Genomic DNA, 16,137 nt, shown 5'->3' with positions numbered 1-16,137 from the left:
CGCCGGCATTTCCTCGCGCTTCATTAGAAATGCGCTAGGACCTTGTATCTCGCACGCCAACGTCATACTTGTGGTGCGGTGCAACTCGCGCGTTTATCTATTCGCCCGTTTCATCGAAAAATAACCATATTGGCGCCAAGTAGCCATACTATTGTCATTACGTAGTAACAGCCAGGCCATGTCAGTTCAGAGAAACGATACGCATCCGCACGTCCAGGCTGCCGCTGGTGCCGATCACCACGCAGAGGTGGCACGTCAATTTGCGGCGTCCGACAAGGATTCCGGTGTTTTTCGTGCCGCGGAACGCCATTCGCGCCGCGTGCGAATCCTGAAATTTGCGCTTCCTGCCGCGGCGATCGTCGGCGCAGCCATCTTTTCGTGGTTCACGTTCTTTTCGACGACCAACATGCCGAGCAATATCTCGCTGGAGAATGCCGCGCTGGAAAACGGCAAGCTCGTCATGACGAACCCCAAACTCGACGGCTTCACCAAGGACAAGCTTCCCTACAAGATGAGCGCGGTCAAGGCGTTGCAGGAAGTCGGCAACACCAACGTCATCTCGCTGCAGGGCATCAGCGCGGAGCTTCCGCTCGGTAAGGATATGCGCGCCAATGTCCAGGCCAAGTCCGGCGTGTTCGATAATGCCAACCGGCAGTTGAAACTCGACAGCGAGATCAATTTCACGACGTCTGATGGCATCAGTGCCCAGATGAAATCGGCGGATATCGATATTGCCGGCAATTCCATGTCCACCAAAGATCCGGTCACTATACGCAACGGCACTTCAAGTATTACCGCCGATACGATGCAGATCAGCGAAAGCGGCAAGGTAATGACCTTTGAGAAGCGAGTAAGGCTTGTCATTCAGCCCACAAAACGGCAAGAAGGTACAGACGCAGTCAAATCAGTCGAGTAGTATTGGTGCTCGCTCACTGAGAGTTGTGGGAATATCCGAATTTTTAGGAGAGAACGATGTCGCGCGGGGCAAGACTGATAGGCATTTCGACTGTTGCATTGGGATTGTTGGCATCATCGATGGTCGTATCCGCCGTCGCGCAGGAAAATGCGCCCGGCGGCGGCATCAAACTCTCCGGCGATCAGCCGATCCAGATCGACGCCGACAAACTCGTCGTCCACGACAAGGAGGGAACGGCTACCTTCACGGGCAACGTCACCGTCGTCCAGGGCGCGACCCTGCTCAAGGCCGGCTCCATGATCGTCTACTATGTCAAGAAGAAAGAGGGCGATCCCGCCCCCGCCGCGGATGCGCCGAAGACGGGCGGGCTTGGCGGCTCGCAGGATATCGATCACCTCGAGGTCAACGACAAGGTCTACGTCAAATCCAACGACCAGGTGGCCACCGGCGATCACGGCACGTTCGACATGAAGTCGGAGGTGCTTGTGCTGACGGGCAACAAGGTGGTTCTGACCCAGGGCGACAATGTCGCCGTAGGCTGCAAGCTGACCGCGCAACTCAAGACCGGCGAAGCCCAGCTTGAAAGCTGCAAAAGCGGCCAGACCGGGCGCGTCTCGATTGTGGTCGCCCCCAACAACCAACCAAAGAACTGAACCGGCGGAACAGCTGTAAGTGTCATTTTTTTCACGTCGCACAAAAGCCAACAGCGCCGCGCGGCCGGAATCCAGTCTTTCGCATGAGATGCGTCCTGCCGATCCGGCAGCCATCGACCGCATGAAGGGCACGCTCGTCGCGCGCGGCATAACCAAGGGCTATAATGGCCGTCAGGTCGTTAACGGCGTGTCGTTCGGCGTGCGCGCGGGTGAGGCGGTCGGCATTCTTGGTCCAAACGGCGCGGGCAAGACCACATGCTTCTATATGGTGACCGGGCTTGTTCCGGTCGATAAGGGCACGATCGAGATCGATGGCTTTGATGTTACGACCATGCCGATGTATCGCCGCTCCCGCCTTGGCATCGGTTACCTGCCGCAGGAAGCGTCGATCTTTCGGGGCCTTTCGGTAGAGAACAACATCAAGGCTGTGCTCGAGATTGTCGAGAAGGATCGTAGCGCCCGCGCGCAGGAACTCGATTCCCTGCTCGAAGAGTTTCATATTGCCCATCTACGCAAGGCACCCGCCATTTCACTTTCCGGCGGCGAGCGACGTCGTCTCGAAATCGCCCGTGCATTGGCATCCCGCCCGAATTTCATGCTGCTCGACGAACCGTTTGCCGGCGTCGATCCAATTGCCGTGGCGGATATTCAGCAATTGGTGCGACATCTCACGGGACGTGGCATCGGTGTGCTGATTACAGACCACAATGTGCGCGAGACACTGAAGCTGATCGACCGGGCCTATATCATCCACGCCGGGCAAGTGCTGACTCATGGGCGCCCGGACGAAATTATTGCCAATCCGGACGTCCGGCGGCTTTACCTCGGCGACCAGTTCAGTCTTTGACGCTTCAACTTTTGCGCGATTCAGCGCAAAATTTTGTCGTACTGCCTTTTCGCCGCTTCAAAAATGCCGCAGCCAGCGATTTTTTGAGCGCCTTGCGATTGACAAGCAAGGATTGGGCCAGTTTTGTACTGCGGTACAGGAGTGCTCCCATCCTCATGGCTTTATCGCCAAAACTCGATCTCCGGCAAACCCAGGCACTGGTGATGACACCGCTGCTTATGCAGTCGATTCGACTGCTGCAGCTGACCCATGTCGAGCTCGAACAATTCATCGAACAGGAGATCGAGAAGAACCCTCTACTTGATCGCGATGACGCCAACGGCGACTACCTTGGCATGGAGGAGCGCGCCAGTAGTTCTGAGCGTAGTTCTGGTGACGACGGCGAATTTGGCAAGAGCCTCACCGGAGATGGGGACGCGGGCGAACACTCCCACGGTCAGGGCGATCATTGGCTCGAAAGCGGCGAAACGATCAGCGCCGGCTCCATGTCCGAGACCTTTGATAGTTCGCTTGAGAATATTTTCCCGGATGATCCCGGTACGCATGATCTGATCGGCGGCGATCTTGCCTCCCAGTGGAAGTCATCGGTGGGAGACGGCTATGTGTCTTCCGGCGAGGGCTACAATATCGAACAGGTAACGGCATCGCCGCTGACGCTCAGGGATCATGTCGGCGAGCAGATTATTTTTACCTTCGAGAGCGTCGCCGACCGCCTCATTGCCGCGGAACTTGTCGACCATCTCGATGAAATGGGTTATCTGCGCGCCGATATCGACGAGATCGCCGAGCGGCTGGGTGTCAAGGTGGCGCATGTGGAGCGACTGATCGGCGCCATGCAGGGCTTCGAGCCGGTCGGATTGTTTGCCCGCGACCTCGCCGAATGCCTTGCGATCCAGCTCCGCGCAAAAAATCGCTTTGATCCCGCCATGCAGGCGCTTCTGCAAAATCTTGAACTCCTGGCCAAGCGCGATTTCCACACCTTGAAGAAGCTCTGCCAGGTCAGCGAAGCTGACATTCTCGATATGCTCCGGGAAATCCAGCAGCTTGACCCGAAGCCGGGCACGGCCTTTTCGTCGGGAATCGCCGACAGCATTGTCCCGGACGTCATCGTCGATATGGCGGCCGATGGAACCTGGCGGATCGAGCTCAACCCTGACGCACTGCCGCGCGTACTGGTCAACAACAGTTATTACGCAACCCTGTCGAAGGCCAAGGCTTCGCCGCTGGAAAAGACGTTCCTGAGCGAATGCCTGCAGACCGCCAACTGGTTGACCCGTAGCCTCGATCAGCGTGCCCAGACGATCCTCAAGGTTGCGAGCGAAATCGTGCGGCAGCAGGAACAGTTTCTTCTCCAGGGTATCGCATGTTTGCGGCCCTTGAACCTGCGTACCGTGGCCGACGCCATCGGCATGCACGAATCGACGGTAAGCCGTGTTACCGCGAATAAATACATGCTGACCAAGCGCGGCGTTTTCGAGCTTCGCTATTTCTTCAACGCCGGCATATCGGCGACGGAGGGCGGGGAGCAGCATTCCTCGCAGTCGGTTCGACACCAGATTCGCCAGCTCATCGATGCCGAGACGCCAAACGAGATCCTTTCAGACGATACGCTTGTGGATCTGCTGAAGGAGCAGGGGATCGACATCGCCCGGCGCACGGTCGCCAAGTATCGCGAGGCGATGAACATTGCCTCCTCGGTGCAAAGACGGCGCGAGAAGAAAGCGCAGGCTTCTGTGCGCAAGAAAGATCCTGGCTCTAGATTACTCCATCACTCGGGTGTAGACTCCTTTTGAGTGGGCAATGAACTGGGCCAAAGAAGCCTGGTCAGGGAGAGAGAAGCGCCGGTACTTTGCGACGGTCGGAGCGAAAGCGCGCGTTTGGACATGAAGAATCAGCAAGCGAAATGTGATGGAGCGCTCGCACGGATTGTGCGGGATGGCTTTGCTCGTCTTCCAACATCGGTGTAGATTGATTTGGTAAACGGAAATCACAATGAAGGTGAGCTATCATGAGTCTGCGTGTATCTGGGAAACATATGGACATTGGCGACGCATTCCGCATCCGCATCGAAGAGCGGATCGGAGAGATGGTGGCCAAGTACTTCGATGGCGGATATACCGGCCACGTCACAGTGGAAAAACAGGGTTCGAGATTCATCGCAGACTGCCTTGTCCGTCTGGATACCGGCACGGTTCTCCAGGCGGCCGGTGAAGCCCAGGATCCATTGCTTGCCTTCGACGCTGCGGGCGAACGCGTGGACAAGCGGCTGCGCCGCTACAAGCGCCGCTTGAAGTCACATCAGGCGCCGGGATCGAATGGTGTCTTCGACGACGTGTCTTATCGCGTCATGGCGCCGGTACCCGACGATGACGAGGAATTTCCTGAAGATTACGCGCCGACGATCGTAGCCGAAACGTCGATGGCGCTTCGCAGCATGAGTGTGGCTTCGGCGGTGGTCGAGCTCGATTTGAAGGACAGCCCTGTGGTCGTCTTCCGCAACTCTGGAAGTACGCAGGTAAATATCGTATATCGCCGCCCTGACGGAAATATCGGTTGGATCGATCCATCGACCGTAGCGGGTCAAAGTGCGGCCCGTGGATAACAAACGTGAACTACTGCCCGCGCCCGAAATGGGCGCGGACGGTAACTGGAAGGAAGAGAGATAATGGATCTGGGTGATCTCATTCAGCCCGATGCTGTCCTGCCCGCATTGAAAGTCAACTCCAAGAAGCAACTCCTGCAAGCCATGTCGGAAAAGGCAGCCGCCTTGACTGGCCTGAGCGAGCGTGAAGTGTTTGATACGGTCTTGCAGCGCGAGCGCCTCGGTTCGACCGGCGTCGGCAACGGAATTGCGATCCCTCACGGCAAGCTCAATAGCGTGAAGCGTATCACCGGCGTCTTTGCGCAGCTCGATGCCCCGATCGATTTCGAGGCGCTGGACGACCAGCCCGTTGATATTGTCTTTCTGCTGCTTGCCCCGGAAAATGCCGGCGCGGATCACCTGAAGGCCCTGTCGCGCATTGCCCGGACGCTGCGCGACCCGGAACGTGTCGCCAAGCTGCGCACGGCCCACGATGCAAGCCTGCTCTATGAGCTGCTCACGGACCAGCCAACGTCGAACGCGGCGTGATCGCAATGATCTCAAATGGATTGCGGTAATCGCCGACTAACGCGGTCGACCACGCTGGTGGGAAGTGCTGAGCAATTTCCTATGAAGATCGGTTGATCTTGCGCGCGTAAAGCTCAAGCCGGTGATGCACGATATCGTATCCGAGCGAGCGGGCGATTTCTTCCTGCAACTGCTCGATTTTCTCCGATTTGAACTCGATGACGGCACCCGTATCGATATCGATCAGGTGGTCGTGATGCTCGCCATGCGCCTGTTCGAAACGTGATGGGCCACCGCTGAATGCGTGCCGGTGTATCGCACCCATCTCTTCGAGCAAGTTCATCGTTCGATAGACAGTCGAGAGCGAGATGCTGTCGTCGATCTCGCTGGCGCGATGGAAAATCTTCATCGCGTCCGGATGGTCTTCGGTCGATGTCAGGATATCGAGAATGATACGCCGCGGGCGGGTGATGCGGATGCCAGCGTTGCGCAACTCCTTTTCGTAATCCGGCTTCTGATTCATGATATTTTTCATGGCCGCGATTATGCGTCAGATCCGCGTCAGTTGCAAAGATTCTCAACTGGAATTTTGCGGGTGTACCGCAGAGCACGTGGCTGTGCCGCCGGCGCTGGGCCGGCGGCACGTCAGAATTCATTTTGCCGCGGTCGAGACGGCGTCGATCGATACGCCGCCCGCAGGGACCTCGACAACGACCTTGTGTTCGCCCTTGGTCTCAAGCGGAATGCCGCCTTCTGCCTTGGTGAGTTTCTTGCCGTTGACCGTAATCTTCTTGCCACCCTTGCCCGCAGGCCGGACCTCGATCGAGTACCGGGCGTCGCCATTACGCAGCACGAAGCTGAAACCATCCCAATCTGAGGGAAGGGCAGGATCGACGAACAGGCGGTCGTTCTGCCGCGTGATGCCGAGGATTCCCTCGGTAGCAACGCGGTAGAGCCAGCCGGCCGAACCGGTATACCAGGTCCAGCCGCCGCGTCCGCGCATTGGATCGACCGAATAGACATCAGCTGCGACGACATAGGGTTCCACACGGTAGAACTCGGCCTTTTCGGCGCTCAGCGCATGGTTCACAGGGTTAAGCTTCTTGAACCAGCGATAGGCTTCGTCGGCGTCGCCGAGTTTCGCCATGGCAAGCACCGCCCAGGTCGCGGCATGCGTGTACTGGCCGCCGTTTTCGCGAACGCCGACGGGATAGCTCTTGATATAGCCGGGATCATGCCGCGACTTGTTGAACGGCGGAGTGAACAGCTTGATGATTTCGGCTTCGTCATCGATCAGATGCGTGGCCACCGATTTCATGGCTTGGCGCGCCCGGGACGGATCCCCAAAACCTGAGAGAACGCTCCAGGATTGCGCGATCGAGTCGATCCTGCATTCCTCACTCTTCTTGGAGCCGAGCGGCGCACCGTCATCGAAATAGCCGCGGCGATACCATTCGCCGTCCCAGCCATCCTTTTCTAGTGCTGCCTTGAGGCGCTCTATGTGGGCCTCCCAACGCTCGATGCGGGCCGTATCCTTGAAGGTTCTGGCAATCGGGATCACGTCGCGCAGCGTGCTGATGAGGAACCAGCCGAGCCAGACGCTCTCGCCCTTGCCGTCTTCGCCGACCCGGTTCATGCCGTCGTTCCAGTCGCCGGTGAGCATCAGCGGCAGGCCATGTGCGCCGGTCCGCGCCACAGCGAGATCGAGCGCGCGCGCAGCATGTTCGTAGACGCTTACCTTCTCGCTGGTGATCGTGGGCTGGTAGAAGGCGTCGTGCTGGCCCTCGTTAAGCGCCGGACCGTCGATGAAGGCAACCTGCTCGTTGAGAATGCTCATGTCGCCGGTGACCGTCGTGTAGTGGGCGATCGCATAGCCGAGCCAGACGACATCGTCGGAGATTTTCGTTCTAACGCCGGCGCCGCTCGTCGGCAGCCACCAATGCTGGACATCTCCCTCCTTGAACTGGCGCGCCGATACGTTGAGAATCTGCTTCCTCGCCAACGACGGATCGAGGATCAGCATCGACAGGGTATCCTGCAGCTGGTCGCGGAAGCCGAAGGCGCCGCTTGCCTGATAGAAAGCCGATCGCGCCCAGATACGGCACGCAAGGCTCTGGTAGGGCAGCCAGCGATTGACGATCAGGTTGAAAGCTTCGTCGGGCGTTTCGACCTGCAGGCCGCCGAGAAAGTTCGACCACAGCGCTCGGGAGGCGCCGAGCGTCTCGTCGAAGCCCTGTTTGCTTTGTTCGCGCAGGATACGCCGTGCCTCGTCGGCACTACCGGCATCGCCCATATAGAACAGCAGTTCCTTCGTCTCGCCGGCCGCAAGCGTGATATCGACGTTGAGCGCAGCGCAGGGGTCTCCGCCTGCCTCGACGACGTTGGAGAGCGTCCTTGCCTGCAGAACCGCAGCCGGGCGATCGACGGAGCCGAGCGTTCCAAAGAACTCGGCGCGATCCGACGTCACTGAATTCGGCTTCACGCTCGTTGCATAGAAGGCGACATTGTTGCGACGGTCGGTGCCATAGGGGTTGCGCGCCATGAGCACGCCGGTTTCTGCATCCCAGGACGGTACGATAAACGGAGCGGTCTTGGCGCGGGAGTTGCCGAGCATCCATTCGACAAAGCCGTAGACGCGCAGGCGCTTCGCCGAGCCGCCATGGTTGGTCAGCTTGAGCCGCGACACGCGCACGGGCAGTTCGACATGGATGGTGTGGGTAAGTTCAAGCCCGACATTGCCGTGGCGCGACGTGAACGTCGAATAGCCCTGCCCATGGCGCGCTTCGTACTGGACGGACGGGTCGCGCAGCACCGAAGCCGTGGGAGCGAACGCGATATTCTTGTCAAGATCGACAATATAGATCGCTTCGCCGGAACGGTTGCTGACGGGGTCGTTCGACCACTGGGTCAACTGATAATCGCGGCTGTTGCCGGACCAGGTGAAGCCAGCACCCTCCGCGGCAACGTGGAAGCCGAAGCTCGAATTCGAAATGACGTTGATCCAGGGTTGCGGCGTCTGGGTGATCCCTCCGAGGCGGACGACATATTCACCGCTTGCAAGGTCAAAACCGCCAAAGCCGTTCCAGAATGCCAGATCGTCGCCCGATATCTTCGGGTTGCGCGTCCGCATCAATTGCGTCGGCGCCGGCGCGATATTGCGCATCTCCTCGATGCTGCCCGTGTCGACCGTCGCGTTGACCCTGCCGGCGGCTGCGTCCGCTGTGGGCGCGAGGTCCGCGCTGAGGCCCTCCATGCGCTTCAGCTGTTCGGACAGGGAGCCGTTCTGCGCATGCATGACGATGCGCGCCGAGGCGAGCAATGTATTATAGCTGGCATCGCTCATCTGGTCGCGGCGGACCGTGAATATATGAACGCGCGGTCCGAGCTGCGCGCCGCGCGCCCGGCTGTTCTCGCAGATTGCTTCAAGACCTCGCTGGAAATCCTGCGCATAAGAGAAGGAGCGTTCGTTGATGACGACGACATCGACGACCAGGCCCTTCGCGCGCCAGTACTCGTGGGCGCGCAGCAGATTTTTGAGCGTTTCCATGTCGGCTTCGTCATCGATGCGCAGGGCAAGGATGGGGAAGTCGCCGGAGATGGACATCGGCCAAAGTTCGGACTGGCTGCCGAGGCCGCTGGCGATGCTTTCGGATGGCATCCGCAGTGCCTTGTCCGGATAGATCAGGCTGGTTGCGACACGCTGGAAAACCTGCGCTTCATCGGGGTTGATGCCGATGTGATGCAGACGCACCTGCGAACTCGTCCATGACAGCGAGAATTCGCGTGCGAAGCAATCCGGATGGCGGAAGCGGCCGACGACGTCCTCGAGTTCCTGGCGGTTGGGGCGCACCAGCGTCCAGAAGACGAGCGTCACCTTCTTGTGGGCAGGCACGCGGACGCGGCAGCGCAGCGACGCGATGGGATCGAGCACGAAGCCCTGCGAGCCGGTAAGCGTCGCGCCCTCGTCGAATGCGGCGGGGTTGCGCAGCGTACGGCCGCGGCCGATGAAGGCCCGCCGGTCGGTTTCCGCCTGAACTTCGCGCATGGTTCCGGAACTGTCGCTGACCATGTGGGCGACGTGGATGTCCGGTTCGTCATTGTTGCGCTTGCGACGTGTCGCATAGATAGTATCGCCGCGCTTGTCGATCTCGGTCTCGACGAACATCTTGGCGAATGCCGGGTGGGCCGTATCCGCGTCGTCATTGGTCAATACGAGTTCGGCATAGGAGGTCACTTCGATGATGCGGTCCTTGCTGCCCGTATTGGTGATGACGATGCGCCGGCCTTCGCCGTCGGAATCCGACGCGACGATGGTTTCCACCGTCGTGTGCAGCGTGCCCGCTTCCTTGATGAATTCGGCCTTATAGTCGGCGAAGATCGTCATGCTCTTTTCGCCGGTGGCCCGCACGGGATCGCCAGTCGCCGACCACCAGTCGCCGCTCTCCATATCGCGCAGGAAGAGGAAGGTGCCATAGCCGCTTTCGAGAATATCCGGCTGGAAACGTGTTATTGCGAGCCCGTTCCAGCGGCTGTAACCGCCACCATTGGCGGTGACCATCACTGAATAATGGCCGTTGGACATGACCTGCGTTGCGCGCGGAGCGCCGAGCGGATTGTCGATGATGTGGATCGAGGGAGTTTCTTCGCTGCTTTCCACGGCCTTGCGCATCGGGTTCTCGGCCTTGGCCTGGAGAACCGGGATTTCCCGCGGCGCCTTTTCCTGGAGCAGGAGTTCGGCGGCTTCAATGACCGGGTCCGAGTGGAAGCGTTCGCGCATACGCCCTTCGAATACGACATTGTTCACCGCGACGATCGACATGCCGTGATGGTGAGCCATGTAGTTGCGCACCACAGCGTAGTCCTCGCCTTCGCGAACGCGCGACTTGGTGAAGTCGACGGCATCGTAGAAACCGTACTGGCCAAGGGCGCCAAGCGCGCGCAGACGCTTCAGGTTCTTTACAGCTTCTGCCGGCTGATATTGGCTGGCCATGATGCTGGCATAGGGCGCCACCACATAGTTCTTCGACAGGCCGCGCTTCAAACCGAGCGTCGGCACGCCGAAGTTGGTGTACTGGTAGTTCATCTCCGGGTCGCGCGCATTATAGGCGGCTTCCGATATACCCCACGGCAGGTCTTTCGACGCGCCATATTCGATCTGGCGCTGGACGATCAGCTTATTGGTCTGGTCGAGCATGCTGCCGAGCGGCTCGATCATGACGAGCGGCGGCATGAGATATTCGAACATCGAGCCCGACCACGAAATCAGGGCGCCGCGCCAGCCGACGGGAACCAGCAGGCGTCCAAGACGGAACCAGTGGTCGACGGGTATATCGCCCTTGGCAATAGCAAAGAGGCTCGCAAGTCGGGCTTCCGAGGCCAACAGGTCGTAGCAGCTTGCGTCGAGTTCGTTGCTTTCGACGCGGAAACCGATCGACAGCAGGCGGCGCTCCTTGCGCTCGAGGAAGGTGAAGTCGGTGTCGAACGCCAGCTGGCGCGCGCGGGTTGCGAGCGTCACCAGCCGTTCGCGCAGGACGTCCGTGCCCTCATGCGAGCCGATGGCGTCGTCCGTGTGGGCCTGGCAGGTCTTGACGAGAAGCAGCGCCCATTCGTTGGCGGTGACGCTGGCGGGGCTTTCGAGCTCGCCATGCAACTCCTCGGTGAGGCGCTGAATATCGCCGGCAAAGAGGGAAAGGTTGATGGTGCGCAGCGAAGCCGTCTCCGGCTCCTCCTTGATGGTGGTGATGGCACGGCGGAAGTTTGCGACGCGCTCCTCAAGGCGGCGGCGCAGCGGCCGCAGCACGCGGCGATCATCTGGAATATCGTTGATCGCCTCTTCGAGAATGTCGCTTACATCGAGAATGCCGTCGAGATCGCTCTGGAGATAGACGGAAGGCGCTTCCGCCCATTTTTCGAGGGCCGACGAAAGCGCAACCAGATGGCCGGCGAGATTGCCGCTATCGACGGCCGAGACGTAAAGCGGCAGCAGCGGCCGCAATGTCGTCGTCTCGTACCAGTTGTAGAGATGGCCGCGATACTTCTCCATCTTCTCGAGCGTGCTGAGCGTCTGGTCGATCCGCGTCAGCGTTTCATGGAAGCCGATCCAGCCGAAATCGCGTGCCGCAACCGTCGACAGCAGATACATGCCGATATTGGTCGGAGACGTGCGCGTTGCGATGACCGGATGCGGATCCTCCTGGAAATTGTCCGGCGGAATGTAGTTCTGCTCCTTGGTCACGAACGTATCGTAGTAGTGCCATGTGCGGCGCGCGATGCGGCGCAGCTCGCTCTTGTCGGACGATCGGACGGCGAGATCGTCGAGTGGCTTGGCGGAACGGCTGACGAGCCAGGCGATCATCGGTGACAGGAACCAGATTAAGGCGAAAGGCACTGCCAGGAACCATGCGCGGCTATGGCCGGCGAGGGGCAAGCCGATGGCGATGATGGCGACGACCGTCGCCGGCCACATCAGTTGCATGTAGTACTGAAGCGTGTCGGGCGAACTCGTCTTCGCCTGGGCGGCGGCCCGCCATTCGAGGAGGTGCTTGCGCGTGACGAAGAGGCGATAGAGCGTGCGCACGATCGCATCGCCCATCAAAACCGCCATATTGGCGAGGAAGGTGATGCGAAGCGCGATATCGGCGGCGCCGGAGAAGATGTCAGTCAGAATCGCCTGGAAGTGGCCCTTGAGCGACAGGTTCATGTCCGTCGGCACAAGATTGGTGAAAAGGATCATCGTCGGCACGATGAACATGCTGAAGATGAGGAAGCACAGCCAGAGCGTGGCAAGACCGGGCGGCAGCAACGTCCAGCCGGCAATGGCAGCAATCAGCCAGAAGATCGGCGCAAGCGAACGGCGCAAATTGTCGACCATCTTCCAGCGCGTGACGGCCGTGACGCCCGGCTTGGCGCTGAAGAGATAGGGCAACAGCTGCCAGTCGCCGCGGGTCCAGCGATGATGGCGCGAAATATCGACATTGTAGCCGGTGGGATAATCTTCCACGACTTCGACGTCGCTGACGAGCGCGGCACGCGCGTAGCCGCCCTCGAGAAGATCGTGGCTGAGCACCGAGTTCTCGCCGATCTTGCCGTCGAGCGACGCTTCGAAGAAATCGACATCATAGAGGCCCTTGCCCGTGAAGGTGCCTTCGCCGAGCACGTCCTGATAGACGTCTGATACCGCGAAGACATAAGGGTCGATGCCGCGGTTGACCGAAAAGACGCGCTGCAGGAACGAGGCGTCGTCACCGGTGGTGAGCGAGGGCGTCACGCGCGGTTGCAGAACCGAATAGCCGCTGACGACACGGCCGGATTTTGCCCGGTAGATCGGGCGATTGAGCGGATGCACCAGCTTGCCGGCGAGACGATTGACCGAATCCGGCGTCAGGCGCGTGTCGGAATCGAGCGTCATGACAAACTTGATGTCGGTCGGCAGTTCCTCGTTGGAGGGGAAATAGGTCGTGTCCTTATCGCCGCGCAGCAGCAAGTTGAGTTCGTGCAACTTGCCGCGCTTGCGCTCCCAGCCCATCCAGCAGACTTCCTGCGGGTTGTAGAGCCGCTTGCGGTGAAGCAGGAAGAAGCGCGGATTGGCCTGCGTATAATGTTCGTTAAGCGCGGTGATCTTCTCGCGCGCATAGTCGAATATGTCGAGATCGTCGTCCGTCTGCTCGTTCTGGCTGTCCTTCCAGTCGGTAAGGAGAGCAAAATAGACCTCGCCGCGCGGGTTGGTAAGGTAGTGCACTTCGAGGTTGCGGATATGCTCGTCGACGGAGTCGCGCGAGGTGATCAATGTCGGCACGGCGACAAGGGTTTTTGCCTCGGGCGGCAGTCCGTTCTTGTATTCGAAGCCGATAAGCCGCGTCGGCGGCATGAACATCGGTATGATCCAGTTGACGAAGCCGTTGGCCGTTTCCATCGCCGGGAAAACCGCAAGCACCGTGAAAAGCAGCGTCATGCCGTGCGACAGACCGGCCTGACGGAGCCAGTAGTGGATCAGAAGCAGGATGGCGATCGAAAAGAAAGATGCCGGCACCCAGAGCCCGGCAAGGCCGAGCTTCCGATAGAAGCGGACCCAGCGCTCAAGCACCGTCGGTGAATAATCGCACTTCGCCTCGAGTTCGGGCCGGCCATCGCCGGAGAGGTAGTAGCCAACGTCGCGCTTGCGCTGTTCGGTGACGGCATCGCCACCACCGGTCTCTTCGGCGCTCTTTTGGGCAAGGTCCAGCGCTTCGAGGGTGATATCATGCTCGCTCTTGCCGGACCGCCGCGCGATTTTTTCGATGGCGACGCGGTAGGCATTGCGTGAATGGAAGTCGAGCGCGTCGAAATTCGAATTCTCGCGCAGGACGGCATCGACGCCGCTGACCGTCTCGAACCATGTGATCCAGTCGACATCGTCGATGGACTTGAGGCTTCGGATCAGGTTGCCCATGGTCACGCCGCCGGTGGACTGGCGTGTATGTTCCTGGATGATAGCGTCTTCGGCGTCGCTGCCGTTCTTCTCGAGCTCTTCTTCGAGCCATGCAACAGCGGCGCCCGAATGGGTCGCGCCGCCGCGCAGACGATAGAGGAGGTGCGTGGCGAAGGTGCTGTCACGTGCCGCCGGCGCATATTGCGCAAGCAGCTGCGGCAGCGCGTCCTTGTCAGCGTAAAGGGTGATCTCGTCGGCAACCGTGTTGGCGAAGGCGCGCATGCGGCGGGCGCGCTCGACGCGCAGGGAGAGCCGGCGGGCATTTTCGATAAGGATGAACCGCACCGCGGAGGGCAAGGCCCAGAGTTCGCCGATATGCAGCGGCTCGACCGTCTGGAAGCCTTCGACGATTGCGCTGAGACTGTTCAGCGAAAACTGGCTGTCCGTATGGGCGACATAGAGCCAGGCAAGCGCCATGACGCGCGGAATGCCGGGATTGTTGGCGAGCGGCGGCAGTTGCCGGAAGAACTTCTTCGGCAGATCGCGCTCAACCTGCTGAATATTCTGGTCGACGAGATAATAATTATCGAGCAGCCACTGAGCGGCTGGCGTGATCGTTTCACCTTTGCGTGCTGCCGCATCGGACGAGCGATAGGAATGCAGAATGAGCTTGGCGTTTTCGACGGTGCGCTGCTCGAACACCATCGGTTCATAGTCGGGCAGGCGGACGTCTTCGCCCTTCGCTACCCGCGCTCCCAGATCCCGCAAGTCATCGATTGATTTGTAATGAGCCCTGATAGGGTTCGGCTGGGCAGAAAGGACCTGGCCGGCTGTATTTTTCTGGGATGTGAAAGCTTGAATGAAACTCAATGCGGGCATTTGCCATCATTTCGGTTGGAAGAAATAATCTTCTGATTGCAGCACAAGGTTCGCTCGGGATCGTTCCCCCTCACGAACAGTTTACGATCTAATCGGCTCAAGGCAATGACGCTAGAAGCACTTTCGCCTCTAGCGATCAGTTTTGATGAAAATGAGTCAGATTTCCATTGGGCTTTTGGCGTATTTCAGCCGGAAACTGTTAAGGCGGGCTTTGGTTGCAAGGGGTGGCCCCAAACAAAAAAGCGGGATCGCGATGATCCCGCCAACGCCGCATTACCTGCTTCAATCGCGGGCAAAGACGCGAAAATGTCTTGGCCTGAAAGCGATGCCGGAGAGTTCAGTCGCAGGGTGGTCGGCATCGATGCCGATTTCGATACGCTCCTCAGCACCCGCGACCATCAGTTCGACGCGCCGCGTTGCGCCGACACGGCGGCTCGCGACGACCGTACCCACGATGCAGCCATTCGAGCCGTCGACCAGCTCGACATCGTGCGGGCGGAAATAGAGCATGCCGTTGCCATCGGGCCGGTCGGCCTTAAGGCCAAGTGACTTCTCGCCGATCCAGACAGTTCCGCTCTCGATGCGAACCGGCAGGCGGCTCGATTCACCGATGAAGCCATAGACGAACGGCGAGTTTGGCTTGTCGTAGACTTCGTCCGGCGTGCCGACCTGCTCGATGCTGCCCTGACTCATCACCACGACCCGATCGGCAAGTTCAAGCGCCTCATCCTGATCATGGGTCACGAAGACGGTCGTATGCTTGGTCTTGTCGTGGATTTCGCGCAGCCAGCGCCGGAGTTCCTTGCGAACTTTGGCGTCGAGGGCGCCGAAAGGCTCGTCGAGCAGCAGAACGCGCGGCTCAATTGCCATCGCGCGAGCGAGGGCGACGCGCTGGCGCTGGCCGCCCGACAGCTGCGCGGGGTAGCGCTTTTCCAGACCTGAAAGCTGGACGAAGTCGAGAAGCTCCGATGAACGGCGCCGGATCTCGTCCTTGGCGGGCCGCGTGTTCGAGGGCCGTACCTTCAGCCCGAAACCAACATTGTCGATCACCGTCATGTGCCGGAACAGAGCATAATGCTGGAACACGAAACCGACATTGCGCTCCTGGACCGACTTCAGCGATGCGTCTTCATCGCCGAAGAACACCTTGCCCTCGGTGGGGGATTCCAGCCCGGCGATCAGGCGCAGCAGAGTTGTCTTGCCCGACCCGGACGGGCCAAGCAGGGCGATAAGTTCGCCCGACTTTATTTCCAGTGAAACGTCGTGCAGCGCCGGAAAGCGATCGAATTCCTTGCGCACACCACTTACGCGAACATCCATTTCAAA

At 59.6% G+C, this 16,137-nt stretch carries 8 protein-coding genes and 1 pseudogene; 6 read left to right on the top strand and 3 right to left on the bottom strand.

What is annotated here, in order from left to right; all coding sequences use genetic code 11:
* Positions 1-178 precede the first annotated feature (178 nt).
* The 6 genes and pseudogenes from lptC to ptsN all read left to right on the top strand — a co-directional run bounded on the left by lptC (position 179) and on the right by ptsN (position 5,546).
* Entirely contained in the window at positions 179-916 is a 738-nt protein-coding gene (gene lptC, locus BLR72_RS07270) for an LPS export ABC transporter periplasmic protein LptC (protein WP_091946859.1), read from the top strand.
* A 56-nt stretch (positions 917-972) separates the two neighbouring features.
* Positions 973-1,569, top strand: coding sequence for an LptA/OstA family protein (locus BLR72_RS07265; protein ID WP_027230622.1), 597 nt, complete (start codon positions 973-975; stop codon positions 1,567-1,569).
* A 118-nt stretch (positions 1,570-1,687) separates the two neighbouring features.
* Positions 1,688-2,416 (top strand): annotated as a pseudogene (gene lptB / locus BLR72_RS07260) (LPS export ABC transporter ATP-binding protein); the annotation flags it as partial.
* 155 nt (positions 2,417-2,571) lie between these two features.
* Positions 2,572-4,209 carry an RNA polymerase factor sigma-54 gene (gene rpoN, locus BLR72_RS07255; RefSeq protein ID WP_091948532.1) on the top strand — a complete coding sequence of 546 codons (1,638 nt, stop codon included), beginning with the start codon at positions 2,572-2,574 and terminating at the stop codon, positions 4,207-4,209.
* Between the two features lie 215 nt (positions 4,210-4,424).
* Positions 4,425-5,018, top strand: a complete 594-nt coding sequence (raiA, locus tag BLR72_RS07250) for a ribosome hibernation-promoting factor, HPF/YfiA family (protein WP_036813481.1) — start codon at positions 4,425-4,427, stop codon at positions 5,016-5,018.
* 63 nt (positions 5,019-5,081) lie between these two features.
* A complete protein-coding gene (gene ptsN / locus BLR72_RS07245; RefSeq protein WP_027230619.1) occupies positions 5,082-5,546 on the top strand; it encodes a PTS IIA-like nitrogen regulatory protein PtsN in 465 nt (154 codons plus the stop codon).
* A 79-nt stretch (positions 5,547-5,625) separates the two neighbouring features.
* Here ptsN and BLR72_RS07240 read toward each other — a convergent pair whose 3' ends face one another.
* The 3 genes from BLR72_RS07240 to BLR72_RS07230 all read right to left on the bottom strand — a co-directional run bounded on the left by BLR72_RS07240 (position 5,626) and on the right by BLR72_RS07230 (position 16,131).
* Positions 5,626-6,048: a Fur family transcriptional regulator gene (locus tag BLR72_RS07240; RefSeq protein WP_228017347.1), complete on the bottom strand. Its 423-nt coding sequence runs from the start codon at positions 6,046-6,048 to the stop codon at positions 5,626-5,628.
* A 129-nt stretch (positions 6,049-6,177) separates the two neighbouring features.
* Complete coding sequence (locus BLR72_RS07235) at positions 6,178-14,811, bottom strand: GH36-type glycosyl hydrolase domain-containing protein (protein WP_091946857.1); 8,634 nt, start codon at positions 14,809-14,811, stop codon at positions 6,178-6,180.
* Positions 14,812-15,093: 282 nt separating this feature from the next.
* Positions 15,094-16,131, bottom strand: a complete 1,038-nt coding sequence (locus BLR72_RS07230; RefSeq protein WP_091946855.1) for a sulfate/molybdate ABC transporter ATP-binding protein — start codon at positions 16,129-16,131, stop codon at positions 15,094-15,096.
* Positions 16,132-16,137 lie beyond the last annotated feature (6 nt).

Source organism: Phyllobacterium sp. YR620, assembly GCF_900104165.1.
Lineage (GTDB): Bacteria > Pseudomonadota > Alphaproteobacteria > Rhizobiales > Rhizobiaceae > Phyllobacterium > Phyllobacterium pellucidum.
This window is presented reverse-complemented; position numbering and strand designations above follow the sequence as displayed.

Bases quoted from the DNA above. Each gene is read 5' to 3' on its own strand.
- lptC (WP_091946859.1), top strand. From the start codon at position 179: ATGTCAGTTCAGAGAAACGATACGCATCCGCACGTCCAGGCTGCCGCT.
- BLR72_RS07265 (WP_027230622.1), top strand. From the start codon at position 973: ATGTCGCGCGGGGCAAGACTGATAGGCATTTCGACTGTTGCATTGGGA.
- rpoN (WP_091948532.1), top strand. From the start codon at position 2,572: ATGGCTTTATCGCCAAAACTCGATCTCCGGCAAACCCAGGCACTGGTG.
- raiA (WP_036813481.1), top strand. From the start codon at position 4,425: ATGAGTCTGCGTGTATCTGGGAAACATATGGACATTGGCGACGCATTC.
- ptsN (WP_027230619.1), top strand. From the start codon at position 5,082: ATGGATCTGGGTGATCTCATTCAGCCCGATGCTGTCCTGCCCGCATTG.
- BLR72_RS07240 (WP_228017347.1), bottom strand. From the start codon at position 6,048: ATGAATCAGAAGCCGGATTACGAAAAGGAGTTGCGCAACGCTGGCATC.
- BLR72_RS07235 (WP_091946857.1), bottom strand. From the start codon at position 14,811: ATGCCCGCATTGAGTTTCATTCAAGCTTTCACATCCCAGAAAAATACA.
- BLR72_RS07230 (WP_091946855.1), bottom strand. From the start codon at position 16,131: ATGGATGTTCGCGTAAGTGGTGTGCGCAAGGAATTCGATCGCTTTCCG.